This is a genomic window from Halobaculum sp. MBLA0147, assembly GCF_041361345.1.
Lineage (GTDB): Archaea > Halobacteriota > Halobacteria > Halobacteriales > Haloferacaceae > JAHENP01.
The window spans coordinates 1,204,137-1,217,528 of sequence record NZ_JBGKAD010000001.1 but is presented as its reverse complement, the minus strand read 5'-3'; the positions used below and the strand labels follow the sequence as shown (position 1 = coordinate 1,217,528).

Genomic DNA, 13,392 nt, shown 5'->3' with positions numbered 1-13,392 from the left:
CGATCGGAGATCGACACCCCGCGTGTCCCTCTGTCTGGTGTGGTGGTCGGACGCGGTCGACTGGCACGCCGTCACGTGGTTCCGGCGCGTCGTATCGAAACCCATAACAACGCGACCGGAGTACGTTGTGGTGCCTGCCTGGGTAGCTTAGCGGTAAAGCGCGTCCTTGGTAAGGACGAGAGCCCGGGTTCAAATCCCGGCCTAGGCTTTTGCTGAACCACTTAATAATATTTTCAGTGGGGTACTAATGCTAGATACGGTTTCCTTGGGAATCGAACTCTGGAAGTATACGCACTAATTCTCGTATTACTTGCGAATTATGGGTCTCAAGCCGGCCAAGTTCACCGATGTCTGGTAACTGACTGGCACTCTTCTCAAATTCCTGCACAACGTTAGGCGGTGATTCTAAATTTATAAGGACAGTTGATACGTCGTATTGTCCCCCATTAGGGTCTGAAACCTCAATAACTGTCTTGTATTTCGGTTTATCACTATCAACATCAACTCTTATAAACCAATTATTTGAGAGTCTGATCTCGCCGTTTGAGTGGTCTGTGTAGCTCACAACGTTCATAACACGATTCTGCATCTATCGTGGAAAATATAAAAGATTACGCTGCTGAGCGGTGGATGGGACGACGTGCGCAGAACCCTCCCCGTCGCCGTCGTCTGTCTCCTCGCCGTCACCGCCGGCTGCCTCGGCGGCGTGGCGGACGGACCGACACCAGACGCGACACAGACGACCCGACAGACGGACACGGCAACACGGACGACCACCCAGACGGACACCGAACCACCGCAGGACACACCCGCCCAGACGACGCCGTCGCCCACCACGACCTCCTCACCGACGCCGACGCAGTCGGCCGAGCGGGCCGGCGACCGAGCCGTCGCGGCCGAGGAGGACCGGATCCGTGCGCGGATCGACGAGTACGACAGGGTCGGGGGGCTGGGACTCGGGATCATCGTCCCGCCGGAGTTCGAGATCGTCGAGCGAACCGCCGACGGCGTCCGCGTCCGCGTCGAGGTCGGGTACAGCGTCGAACTCGACTGTGACACCGACGGCGAACCGGAGGAGGCACTCGACGGCGCGAGCACACTGACCACGTACCTCGTCACCGACGAGACGGTCACACGCCAGACGGTCTCGCGCGACGTACTCTCGCCCGACCGGTACTGCTAGCCCGCTCGCGAACCAGTCTACAGACCCAGTCGTCGCTCTCGGTCGTCGCGTCGGAGAGAAGATGCGTGGGACCGGATTCGAACCGGCGGACCTCTACAGGACAGCGCCCTCAACGCTGCGCCGTTGGCCTGGCTTGGCTACCCACGCACACGTCCACTGCGTCACTCGCTACCCGGGTGAGGAATAAATGGCTTTCCATCTCCGGTGCCGTCCGGCGAATTGGGCCCGTGTCGCCGTGCGACACACGCACGTGACCACTGTACCAGTGCCAGTGGTGGGTACCAGTGCTCGTGGTAGACACCAGTGCTCGTGGTATCAGTACTCGTGATAGACGCGCCCGCAGTCGGTACACTTGATCTTCGTCGCACGGAGGAGCCCGCCGGACTTCACGACTGGGCCGCGGCAGTCGGGACAGACACCGACGCCGTCGTTGTCGGCGAGTCGTGCCGAGAGGTCCATCACCATGTCCGACAGCTCGTCGATCTGTTCCTGTTGTTCCTCGACGGTCTCCGCGAGGTCTTCCGCGACCGTCTCGTACTCTGCGGCGGCCTCCAAGTCGACGACCGCCGTCTCCTCGGTGGCCGTCTCGGTCTCGGTCTCGGTCTCCACCTCCACCTCCGTCTCGGTCTCCGTCTCCGTCGTCTCCTGCACCTCGGCCGTCTCGGCCGCTCCGTCCGCGGTGTTTTCTGTCATAACCTGGAGTATGGGGCGGGTTGCCTTCAATATGCGCCTCGTACCGACGGGGTCGTGGCACCGTCTGGCGAGCGTGCCGGTGTGACGGCGGAGTCACTCGTGGCGTGTCACGGGCACTCGACGGCCAGCCAGAAGTCCGGTTCGACCCTGGAACCGAGACTCCGACGACGTGTCCTCTCGCACGGGGCACCCGTCTCCCCTGCCGCTCGCCCGACGTGACGGTGGTCGTCCGCGCTCGTGGCGGGACGGAACGGTCCGCATCCACGCCCTACCGACACCGCCGTGTCCGACGCCGTGTTCCGGACACTTCACACGCGAGCGCACGTACGCGACGAAGGTCTGCGACTAGGAGTCGTTCAGGTCTGCGGCCAGGAGTCGTTCTGTCGTCGTCCGCCTGCGGCCGCGAGGCGCCCCGTCGTCGTCGCGGAGCGAGTCACCATCGTCGCGGTACTACCCGTCGTCCGGGGCGTCGTGCCAGTGAGCCGTTCCCCGCGATTGCCGCTCGGCTTGACAACGCGCTGACCATTGTGAACGTGTGACAGGCACGAACCGACGTGCACCCGGGTGAACGGACCGTTGTCTCCCGGCGAGAAGCTACCGCCCCAAAGACATAACAAGGGAGTTAGGTTTTAAGTGGGAGGAACCCCTGTGTCTACAATGTACCATGTCGCTAGCTGCGTTGCAGATCCTGAGCGAACGGCCAGAGTCGATCTGGCTCGGTATCGGATTCGTAGCCATGCTCCTCGGCACCTTCTACTTCATCGCGAAGGGCTGGGGAGTCACAGACCCGGAACAGCAGGAGTTCTACATCCTGACCATCATGGTGCCGGCCATCGCCGCCGCCTCCTACCTGTCGATGTTCCTCGGCTTCGGTGTCACCGAAGTCGAAGTCGGTGGGAGAGTGCTCGACATCTACTGGGCACGGTACGCGGACTGGCTGTTCACCACGCCGTTGCTGCTGCTGGACCTGGCGCTGCTCGCCAACGCCGACCGTAACACGATCTACGCGCTCGTCCTGACGGACGCGTTCATGATCGTCACCGGCCTCGTGGGTGCGCTCGAGAACAACGCCTTCATCTTCCGGTACGTCTGGTGGACCGTGAGTACGATCTCGTTCGTCTTCCTCCTGTACATGCTGTTCGGGGCACTCACGTCCCGTGTGGAGGACTTCGACGAGGACACGAAGACCACGTTCATCCAACTCCGGAACATCGTCCTGGTCCTGTGGGTGTTCTACCCGATCGTGTGGATCGTCGGGACCGAGGGCGCAGGGATCGTCCCGCTGTTCACGGAGACGCTCCTGTACATGGTGCTCGACGTGACCGCGAAGGTCGGGTTCGGGTTCATCCTGCTGCGCAGCCGCGCGATCGTCGGCGACTCCTCGGCTCCGACGCCGTCCGCCGAGGGCGAGGCCGCCGACTGATCACGTAGGGGCAGGGACCAGTTCCCACCCGACAGTGCGATCGACCACACCGCCGTTTTCTTCGACGCGACGGACGACCCCGCCAGCGGCAGCACGGTCGCTCGCTCGCGCCGTCACCACTGCGCCGATGAACCACACCGCACCCTACAGTCGCCAGTACTACACACACGGGACCGAACGATGAGCCGCAACGAGGACCCGGACGTCGAGACCGATCTGGAGGTTCAGTCGCTCAACCGCGTCGCAGTTGTGGGGCTGGTCGGATCGTTCTTCCTCGCACTGCTCGGGTTGTTCGTGTTGCCCGCCATCGAAGCACTCGGCTACGACACCGAAGCCGCCTTCTGGGCAGTGTTGGCCGTCGAGTTCGTCGCCGCCGTCGGCGTCGGCGTCTCTGCACGCCGACTGTACGACTGACCGACCGGCGGTTCCGCCGCCGGCCTCTGTGACTCTGCCGGGCCCTCGCGAGAGTCGTCGTCGCGCCGACCCGCTGCAGTCTCGGTGATCGTCGCGCCGCTCCGGCGCAGTCTCAGTCGTCGCCGCGAGCCCGTCCGGCGATCCCCTCGACGACGGACTCGTAGTTCGCCAGCGTCTCCTCGTCGACCGACGGGGCGACGCGGGTCAACGCGCGGTCGAAGTGGTCGGCACGGACGACGACGCCGTCTAACTCTCGTGGGTCGGCCGCGTCCGCGGCACCGGGCGCGGCGTCCAACACGTCCTCCAGCGCCAGCAGCGACGCCTCGCGGACGACCGCCTCCACGTCGCTCCCTGTGTACCCCTCCGTCGCCGCGGCCAGTCGGTCGTAGTCCACGTCACCCACCGGCCGGTCGCGAGTGTGGACCTCGAAGATCGCACGACGCGCCGCCTCGTCCGGGATCGGTACCTCGACCAACCGGTCGATCCGACCGGGCCGCAGCAGTGCCGCGTCGAGGCGGTCCGGTCGGTTCGTCGCCGCGATCACCGTGATCCCGCCGCGCGGGACGAGTCCGTCCAGTTCCGTCAACAGTTGTGAGACGACGCGTTCCGGCGCGGCGGACTCCGAACTGGTCGCCCGTGACGGGGCGAGCGCGTCGATCTCGTCGAAGAACAACACCGCGGGGGCGTTCGCTCTGGCCCGTTCGAACAGCTCGCGGACCGCCCGTTCGCTCTCGCCGACGTACTTGTCGAGCAACTCCGGCCCGTTCACCGGGAGGAAGTTGGCGTCCGTCGTCGCGGCGACGGCGCGCGCGAGCAGCGTCTTCCCGGTCCCCGGCGGACCGTACAACAACACCCCGTTGGGGGCGTCGATCCCGAGCCGGGAGAACGCCTCCGGGTGGCGCAGCGGCCACTCCACCGAGCGGGTCAACTCCCGCTTGGCTCCGGCGAGCCCGCCCACGTCGTCGAACGTCACGTCCGGGCGCTCGACCGCCGCGCCGCGCAGCGAACTCGGCTCCGTCTCCGACAGTGCCGTCTCGAGGTCCCGAGCGGCGACCACCGGCGACGGCGTCTCGCCGCTCGGTGTGGTCGCGGCCGCCCGTTCGACGGCCGACTCCAACGCCTGGTCGACCAGCGTCAGGAGGTCGGCGGCGGTGTACCCGAAGGCTCGCGCCCCCACGGCGGCCGGATCGGCGTCCTCGGCCAGCCGAACGCCGGTAGTGACGGCGTCCAAGACCGCCGCGCGGTCCTCGCGGTCCGGCGGTGCCACCTCGACGGTCCGGGCCAGTCGGTCGCCGCGGCGGAGTTCGCTCGGCACCGCCTCGGCCGCGTCGGCCTCGCCGACCACGACGACGCCGTCCGTCTCGCGGAGCGTGTCGACGAACTCGGCGAGTCGCGCGACGCGACTCCGGTCGGCGCCGCCGCTCCCACCCAACGCGTCGAGGTCGTCGAGGTGGACCACCGCGCGCGGTGACCGCTCGGCCGCGCGCCGGAGGTCCTCCAGCGTCGCTCCCAGATCGCTCCCGCTCGCCAGCGCACCGGGCTCGGGTGCGATCAGCGTCGCGTCCGCCGTGTACGCGGCGTGCCGGAGCAAGTGTGTCTTCCCGACGCCGCTGGGCCCGACCAGCGTCAGCCCGTTCGGCGGGCGCCGCCCGGCGGCCTCGTAGGCGTCACTGCCGGTCAGCGGCCGCACGATCCGCCCCGCCAGCGTCTCGCGGACGCTCTCGTACCCGCCCACGTCGCGGTCGGGGACGTGCGGGACGCTGTAGTCCGCGGTGACGGCCGACGCCGGCCCGGCGACGAGTTCGATCTCCGTGTCGTCGTCGACGAACACGACGGTGTCGGGATCGGTGTCGGTCACCCGGACCGGCACGTCCAGGGCCCCGCGGAACAGCGAGACGCCGATCCGATCGCCGGTCGTCAACGGCGTCTCGACGGCCGCACGCCGCGCGGCGTCCTCCCCACCGCGGATCGACAGGTCTGGCACGGGTGCGAACCGCACCGTCGTCGCCGTCGCCGGCGTCACGGCGCGCACACTCGCGGTGTCGCCGACGCCGAGTCCGGCGTCGTCCGCGACTCGCTCTGCAGGCAGTGCGCTCCGTGCCGCCAGCTCCCCGTCGATACGGACCCGTGCCGCCGTCTCGCGGTCGCCCCGCACGACGACGGGGTCGCCGTCCGCCAGTCCCGCGTCGCCGGCGTCACCCGCCGGCAGTCGGACGATCCGCTCGTCGTCCGTCGCGACGCCGACGACGGTCGCGGTGTGGTCGGTCACGCCCATCGCTCAGCGCCGCGCCATGATCCGCCCGACGGACCGCCCCGCCACGACCACCATCAGGCCGATGAGTGTCATCAACCCACCCTGCGGGAGGTTCCCACCGACGAGGTTGAGCACACCCGGTACCAGCAGCAGCATCCCGACGACCACGTGGAGTCCGAAGACCGCCATCCCGCCCGTGTCGTCGATCCCCAGGAGCGTTGTCATGCGTGTCGCTTGGAGCCACAACGCAAAGAAACCGACCTTTTTCACTCCTCGGGTGGCGCGCGCCGCGCGCCACCCGAGGAAAAAAGCTCGATCAAGAAGGGCCGCGAGCGCGCCCCGCAGGGCGCGCTCGCGGTCGGTGTCCCGGTGCCGGACCGCGACCGCACCGCAACCGCCCCGGACCGCTCAACGACACGCTCCACCGCACCGCGACTGCCCCGCGACCCCCCGCGACCGCCCCGGACCGCTCGACGACACGCTCCACCGCACCGCGACCGCACCGCACCGCTCAACGACACGCTCCACCGCACCGCGACCGCACGACACTCTCGTCCCTCGGCTGACTCACTCGTCGCTCGCCGACCCCTCGGCGTGATCGGACCGGCCCTCGTTCGCTTCGTCCTCGTCGGCTTCGGTCCCGTCGCCTCTGTCCTCGCTCTCGTCTACGACCGTCCCCACCACGTCGTCCGGGTCGATCCCGTAGGCCTCCCGTGCGTGCTCGACCGACAGTTTCCCCAGTCGGAGGTCCCGGACGATCCGCGCCACGTCCCGATCCGCGGGATCGCCGAACCCGCCGCCGCCCGGCGTTCGCACGCTGACGACGCTCCCCGCCGGCAGATCCCGGGTCTGTTTCGGATCGAGTCGTTCCGTGATCGCTCCGTCGTCGTCCACCAGCGCGACCGCACCGGACGCGCCCGGCTCTCCACCGGCGAGTCCGTACGGCCGCGACGCCTGTCTGTCCGCGAGCACACTGAACCGCGCCGTGTGGTCCCGGACACGCACGTCGCGCCGGAGTCCCAACCCACCGCGGAACTCCCCGGCGCCGCCGGTGTCGGGCCGCAGCGCGTACCGTTCGACCCGCAGCGGGTACGCCGTCTCCAACACCTCCACCGGCGTGTTCAGCGTGTTCGACATGTGGACGTGGACCGCATCGAGCCCGTCACCCGACGCGTGGGCTCCGAATCCACCCGCCTCCGTCTCGTAGAAGGCGTACTGGTCGTCGCCCGGCACCGTCTCGCGCGGGTCCGTCCCGCCGAAGGTGACGTTGTTCATCGTCCCCTGTCCCGCCGCCGGCACCGACTCCGGGGCCGCCTGCGCCAACGCGCCGAACACCACGTCCGTCACGCGCTGGGAGGTCTCCAAGTTCCCGCCGACGACCGCCGCCGGCGGCTCCGGGTCGACGAGACTCCCGTCGGGTGTCTCGATCTCGACCGGGCGGTAACAGCCGTGGTTCGGAGGGATCTCCGGGTCCGTCACACACCGCACCGCGTAGTACGTCGCCGACGCCGTCACCGCTCGGACGGCGTTGACCGGCCCCGGCGTCTGGTCGGCGGTCCCGGCGAAGTCCACCCGCACGTCCGTCCCGTCGATCTCGACGGTCACGCGGATCGGGAGCGGACCGTTCCCGTGGCCGTCACCCTCGACCGCGTCCGCGAACTCGTAGGTGCCGTCCGGGAGGTCCGCGATCGCGTCGCGCATCCGCCGCTCGGAGTAGTCTTTCAGCGCCTCGAAGGCGATCGTGAGTGTCTCCCCGTGCTCCGCGAGCAGGTCGTGGACCCGCCGTCGCCCGGTCGCGTTCGCCGCGGTCTGTGCGCGCAGGTCGCCGCGCCGTTCCGAGGGCGTCCGCACGTTCGCGAGGATCAGCGACAACACGTCCTCGTTCACCTCGTTCGCCACGCACGGGCCGTCGTCGTCGTCCGCAGTCCACTCGCTGTCGTCGTCCGACACCGACTCGGAACCGGTGTCTCCGACGTGTTCGTCGCCGTCTCCCTCGTGACCCCGTCCGCGTTCGAACTTCACCGGCGGGATCCGCAGCCCCTCCTGGTAGATCTCCGTCGCCGTCGCGCCGACGCTGCCGGCGGTCCCGCCGCCCACGTCGGCGTGGTGAGCGCGATTGGCCGCGAACGCGACCACCGACTCGCCGTCGCGGTCGAACACCGGTGTCACCAGTGTGAGGTCTGGGAGGTGTGCGCCGCCCCGGTACGGGTCGTTCAGCAGGATCGAGTCGCCCGGTCGTAGCGATTCGGGCGGGAACGCCTCCACGGCTGCGGCCACGGAGAACGGCATCGCGCCGAGATGGACCGGCATCGTCTCCGCCTGTGCCACCATCTTCCCGTCGGCGTCGAACAGTGCCGTCGAACAGTCCCGCCGCTCGGTGACGTTCGGGGAGTGGGCCGTCCGCACGAGGTCCGCGTTCATCTCCTCGGCGACCGCCTCGCAGCCGTTGCGGATCACCTCCAGCGTCACCGGGTCGACGCGGGACGTGGCGTCGGCACGCGACCCGTCGTCGACGTGGTCGTCACCCTCGCGCTCGCCCTCTTCCCCGTCCACACGCTCGTCGCTCACGAGTCGTCACCTCCGTCGACCGCGACGATCACGTTCGCGTGGTCGTCGACGCGCGCCCGTTGCTCGGGGTGGACGACGATCGTGCTCTCCGGTCCTTCGACGACCGCCGGCCCGTCGAAGGCGACACCGGGCACCAGTCGCTCGCGGTCGTACACTGGCGTGTCTCGCTCCGTCCCGTCGAACACCACACCTCGGGTCGTCCGGACGGCGTCCGCAGCCGTCGCGCCTCCGTCGTCCCCGCCACCGTTCGCCCCGTCGGCCTCGGCGCCGTCGGCGCCACCCGCCTCGCCGTCGTCCCCGACCGCGAGCGCCGGGGGCTCGACGACACCCCGCGCCCGGAGTCGCAGCGTCACCAACTCGACCGGTTCCGACGGCTCCGCGTGGCCGTACCGCCGCCGGTGGGCCGTGTGGAACCGCTCCGCGACCGTCTCGCGGTAGCTCGTGGCGTCGTCGAACCCCGCCGGGTCCGGCACCGGCACGCGCAACTCGAACGACTGCCCGACGTACCGCAGGTCCGCCGCCCGCTCGATCTCGACGGCGTCGTCGTCGTGGCCCGCGGCGGCCAACTCCTCGCGTCCCTCCGCCTCGAACCCCGCGAACGTCTCCCGGAGCGTCGCCAGCGACACGTCCGCCCACGGCCGCACGGTCGAACTCGCGTAGTCGTACGTCACGTCGGAGACGAGTAGTCCCAGCGCGGACAACACGCCCGCCGCTCGCGGCACGATCACCTCCGGCACGTCGAGACGGTCCGCCAACGCCGCGGCGTGGAGTGGCCCCGCGCCGCCGTACGCCACCAGCGCGAACTCGCGTGGGTCGTGGCCCCGCTCGACGGAGACGACCCGCAGCGCCCGCTCGGTCGCCGCGTTCGCCACCTCGATCACACCCGCGGCGGTCTCGCGGACACTCTGGCCCAGCTCGTCGGCCAGCGGCTCGAAGGCTGCCCGCACGTCCGCGGCGTCGGCGTCGAGCGCGTCCGCGACGAACGCTTCCGGGTCGAGTCGCCCCAACAGGAGGTGGGCGTCCGTCACCGTCGGCTCGGTGCCGCCGCGGCCGTAACACACCGGCCCCGGATCGGCGCCGGCCGACTGTGGCCCGACGCGCAGCGCCCCGCCGGCGTCGACGTGTGCGATCGAGCCGCCGCCGGCCCCGACGGTGTGAACGTCGACGGTCGGCACCGCGACCGGGTAGTCGCCGACGGTCGTCTCCGTCGACACCGCCGGCTCCCCGTCCGTGACGACCGACACGTCACAGGAGGTGCCGCCCACGTCCATCGTGAGTACGTCGTCGTAGCCGGCAGAACCGGGGCCGTCTGCGGGGGTGGCGGTACCGGTTCCGCCCGTGGGGTTGGGAGCTTCGTCCGCCCCACTGCCGGCACGGGCGGCGACGTACGCCGCCGCGCGGACACCCGCGGCGGGCCCAGACAGCAGCGTCTCGACCGGCCGCTCGCGTGCGGCGTCGACGGCCATCAGTCCGCCGTTCGACCCCATGATCCGCAGCGGGGCCTCGATACCCATCGCGGTCGTCTCCGCCGCCAGACTCCCCACGTACTCGTCGAACACCGGGACGAGACCGGCGTTCAGCGCCGTCGCCAGCGTCCGCTCGTACTCGCGGATCTCCGGCAGGACGGTCGAGGACAACGAGATCGGCGCCTCGACGCCCGCGTCCCGCAACAGCTCCGCGATCCGTCGCTCGTGGGTCGGGTTCTCGAACGCGAACAGCGTCGCGACGGCGACACTCTCGACGGGTTCGGCGGCGAGTTCTCGCCCGAGTGTACGGACCGCGTCCTCGTCCAACGGCTCGACCACCCCGCCGCGCTCGTCGAGTCGCTCCGGGACGCCGTGGCGTCGGTCGCGTGGGACGACTGGGTCCGGCCGCGTCGCTCGGAAGTCGTAGATGTCCGGGCGGGTCTGGCGCCCGATCTCCAGTGCGTCCGCGAACCCCTCGGTCGTCACCAGCGCGGTGTCGGCCCACTCGCCCTCCAAGACGGCGTTGGTGGCGACGGTGGTGCCGTGGCCGAGGAACCCGATCGCCGCCGGGTCGGCGGCACTGGCCGCGAGGCCGTCGACGACTCCGTCCGCCGGCGCGCCCGGGGTCGACGGTACTTTCTCGACCGTGACGGTCCCGTCCGCGACCGTCACGAGGTCGGTGAACGTCCCCCCGACGTCCGCACCGACGCGTACGTCTCGTGACACGCTCCCAGCGACGTGACGGAGCGACCTACGTGTTCGGGACGCGGCATCGTCGGCGGCGAACACGACACGACGGCGAACAGTCGATCCACTCGATAACTGATGATACAAAACCCACGCCTGTTCTGACGGCGGTGTTCGGATAAGCCGATAGCTGCGGGTGGCGCGCGAGAAACGCGCGAGGGAGGAGCGAGCGCAGCGAGCGACGAGGCTGGGGAGGAAGAGGCGCTGTGCGGGGCGGATTCGGGCGGGACCGGAAGGGGCGGTCACGGCGGCTGCGCCGCCGTGAGCTCGGGAGAGCTCCGCTCTCCCGTAGAGGGGATCGCGTTCAGTTCAGTCGTCTCGGCGACCCCTATCGCGCCGAGCGGTGCCTGCGAGGCGCGGCTGCGCCGCGCCTCGATGTAACCGGCGAAGCCGGGCACAAGAGGCGCGATATGTCGCCGAGCGACCGCGATTCCCTCGGGGCTTCCTGAGTGGGAGTCTCGTCCGACTGCTCACCCTTATCTGAACACTATCGTTCTGACACTATCGCCGACCGTAGGGTGGGTTTTACAAGAATAGAAGCAAGTGAGACCATCGTGGACAGCCAATCGTCGAACTCGGACGGGTCGGATACACAGCCCGACGGTGGGTTCAGGGTGATAACTGTCGACCGAACCGACGCCGAGCGCCGTGAAGCGTACGGCCAGCAACTCCGAGACCCAGTGAACGAGACGACGTTCGCGGACGCAGTACGGTCGCTCTTCGAGTAACTCTTCGTTCGGTCGGCCGGGCTTGGACTGCGGGAGGTGTCCCTTTCGGGGTTCTTTATCGACTTTCGCGTCAGATCTCCTCGGAGTGACGTACTTTCACCGCGACGCCACGCGTGGAGTCGCGCATCTCGCGGCCGAACATCTGCGCGCGGCCGACGGCGAAGGCGCTGGGCCCCTCGACGATCACCTCGTCGCCGACGCGCACGTCGTCGTCCGCGTCCACGACGCCCGGCGCGAGCACGCTCCCGCTCGGGACGAAGTCGTCGATCTCCACGCGTTTCGTCGGCGCGTCACCGTCGCCCCACCGGCGAGCCCCGGCGAGGGTGAACGACAACACGCCGTAGTTGGGCACCATCGTCGCCAACTGCTCGCCGTCGTCGTCACGCACCTGGAGTTTCGGGTAGCGACTCGTCGTCGTGAACTCCTCGAACAGCGCGTCGCCCGCGCCGTCGCCGAACTGGTAGTCCGCGATGGCACGGATCGTGTTGTGCTGGCGCTCGCGCTTGCGGTACTTCTCTTCCCCGTCGAGCGTCCGCATGAGGTTGCCGATGGACTCCGTCGTCGTCGGGTGGTCCTCGACCGTGAACTCGAAGGGCACGTCTACCTCGGCGGCGACGCGCTCGCAGATGTCGCGGTACCCCTCCGGCGGGACGTGGGCGATCACGCGAGGGTAGTCGGTGCGGTCGAGGTACGCCCGGAGCACGTCCGCGACGAACGTCTTCTCCGTCTCCGTCCACTCGCCGGTGACGACCGTGTCGTAGTGTTGTGCGGGGTACGTCAGCTCCAACTCCTGCGGGACGACGCCGATGGGGGAGGTCATCGAGACGGTGTGTCCACGGTACTGGATCGCGTCGTGGAACTGCGCGTGTGACTGCGACTCCGAGTACGGCTTGCTCGCGGAACACGGCACCAACACGAGCGGCTGGTCGAACCGACACCGGTACCGCCCGGTGACGCGCTCGGCGAACCGCTGGATCTCGACGCGCCGCAGCGTGTCGTCCGTCGCCGCCGTCACCTCGTTCTCGCGGACGACCGGCGTCCGCCGCTCCAGGTAGGCGTACTCCTGGTCGAGTTCCCGCATCGTCGCCGTCACCCACTGCTCGTGGCGACTCTGCCCCTCCAGGTAGTCCCGGAGTCGCCCCTCGCGGATCCGCCGTCGAACGCGGCGCAGTTCCGCCGCCAGCGCGTTCACGTTGTGGCGTTCACAGTCGCGGCGGTCGAACTCCGCCCGCGGGCCGCGACAGGCCGGACACGCACAGGGCAACTCGTCGAGGTCCTCGAGGAATCGCTCGTCGTCCGTCGTGAGGTACCGACCGCGCGAGCCGGCGACGCGGGCGGCCGTCGCGTCGACGAGGTCGACGCCGGCGTAGACGAGGGCGGCGACGTTGCGCGGCGTGGCGACCCCGGCGAGGTAGACGGCGGTGTCCGGTGGCACCGTCCCGCGGGTGCGGATCACGGCGTCGACGAAGGCGCTCGCGTGGCCCACCACCCCTTGTGCGTCCGAGAGCACGTAGGCGTCGACGGGCGCCTCGGCGGCGCCGCCGGCGTCGGGGGCGTCGCTCGTGACGACCGCCGCGGACGGGCCGTCGATCTCGGGGTAGTCGGGTGCGAACGAGTCGATCACCTCCTCGCGCGTCCCGGACGGGAACGCGCGGTGTGGCAACAGTGTGAGTACGTCGTCGTCCCCCGCGGGCACCTCGCGGTGCTCCGTCCAGAGACTGCCGGCGTCGCGTAGGACGGCGGCCTCGTCCGGGTGGCCGGGGTCGGCGTCGGCGTCCGCGACGAGAGCCGGCGTCGTCGTCCCGGCGCCGAGTCGGAGTTCGCCCAGCCGGGCCGCCCCGTCCCGGTCGTGGACCTCGAAGTGGTCGGTCATGCCCGCTCGTCGGGGTGCGCGGTCGAAATGCCTTCCGAGTCGG

At 69.4% G+C, this 13,392-nt stretch carries 10 protein-coding genes and 2 tRNA genes; 4 read left to right on the top strand and 8 right to left on the bottom strand.

From position 1 onward, the window contains the following. Positions 1 to 136 precede the first annotated feature (136 nt). Positions 137 to 208, top strand: a tRNA-Thr gene (locus tag RYH80_RS05860). A 42-nt stretch (positions 209 to 250) separates the two neighbouring features. On the opposite strand, the gene RYH80_RS05855 is transcribed toward RYH80_RS05860, so the two are convergent. Then, on the bottom strand, positions 251 to 565 hold the full coding sequence (locus RYH80_RS05855; RefSeq protein WP_370902916.1) for a hypothetical protein: 315 nt from the start codon (positions 563 to 565) through the stop codon (positions 251 to 253). Between the two features lie 75 nt (positions 566 to 640). On the opposite strand from RYH80_RS05855, the gene RYH80_RS05850 reads away from it, so the two are divergent. Beyond that, positions 641 to 1,183 carry a hypothetical protein gene (locus tag RYH80_RS05850; protein ID WP_370902915.1) on the top strand — a complete coding sequence of 181 codons (543 nt, stop codon included), beginning with the start codon at positions 641 to 643 and terminating at the stop codon, positions 1,181 to 1,183. Positions 1,184 to 1,245: 62 nt separating this feature from the next. Here RYH80_RS05850 and RYH80_RS05845 read toward each other — a convergent pair. Together RYH80_RS05845 and RYH80_RS05840 are read right to left on the bottom strand one after the other, a co-directional pair. After that, positions 1,246 to 1,330, bottom strand: a tRNA-Leu gene (locus RYH80_RS05845). 168 nt (positions 1,331 to 1,498) lie between these two features. Then, positions 1,499 to 1,876, bottom strand: a complete 378-nt coding sequence (locus tag RYH80_RS05840) for a hypothetical protein (RefSeq protein ID WP_370902914.1) — start codon at positions 1,874 to 1,876, stop codon at positions 1,499 to 1,501. Positions 1,877 to 2,540: 664 nt separating this feature from the next. On the opposite strand from RYH80_RS05840, the gene RYH80_RS05835 reads away from it, so the two are divergent. Next, positions 2,541 to 3,299, top strand: coding sequence for a bacteriorhodopsin (locus RYH80_RS05835; protein WP_370902913.1), 759 nt, complete (start codon positions 2,541 to 2,543; stop codon positions 3,297 to 3,299). 180 nt (positions 3,300 to 3,479) lie between these two features. Beyond that, on the top strand, positions 3,480 to 3,713 hold the full coding sequence (locus tag RYH80_RS05830) for a hypothetical protein (protein WP_370902912.1): 234 nt from the start codon (positions 3,480 to 3,482) through the stop codon (positions 3,711 to 3,713). A gap of 112 nt (positions 3,714 to 3,825) precedes the next feature. Here RYH80_RS05830 and RYH80_RS05825 read toward each other — a convergent pair whose 3' ends face one another. From RYH80_RS05825 to arcS, 5 genes are all read right to left on the bottom strand, one after another. Continuing rightward, the gene (locus RYH80_RS05825) at positions 3,826 to 5,982 is read right to left on the bottom strand and encodes an AAA family ATPase (RefSeq protein WP_370902911.1); all 2,157 of its coding nucleotides are present in this window, start codon (positions 5,980 to 5,982) and stop codon (positions 3,826 to 3,828) included. Positions 5,983 to 5,991: 9 nt separating this feature from the next. Next, a complete protein-coding gene (locus RYH80_RS05820) occupies positions 5,992 to 6,192 on the bottom strand; it encodes a hypothetical protein (RefSeq protein WP_370902910.1) in 201 nt (66 codons plus the stop codon). Positions 6,193 to 6,534: 342 nt separating this feature from the next. Continuing rightward, positions 6,535 to 8,388 carry a hydantoinase B/oxoprolinase family protein gene (locus RYH80_RS05815; protein ID WP_370904664.1) on the bottom strand — a complete coding sequence of 618 codons (1,854 nt, stop codon included), beginning with the start codon at positions 8,386 to 8,388 and terminating at the stop codon, positions 6,535 to 6,537. Between the two features lie 143 nt (positions 8,389 to 8,531). Next, positions 8,532 to 10,727 (bottom strand): hydantoinase/oxoprolinase family protein, encoded by a 2,196-nt coding sequence (locus RYH80_RS05810; RefSeq protein WP_370902909.1) that lies wholly within the window; start codon positions 10,725 to 10,727, stop codon positions 8,532 to 8,534. 819 nt (positions 10,728 to 11,546) lie between these two features. Further along, positions 11,547 to 13,349 (bottom strand): archaeosine synthase subunit alpha, encoded by a 1,803-nt coding sequence (arcS, locus tag RYH80_RS05805; RefSeq protein ID WP_370902908.1) that lies wholly within the window; start codon positions 13,347 to 13,349, stop codon positions 11,547 to 11,549. Positions 13,350 to 13,392 lie beyond the last annotated feature (43 nt).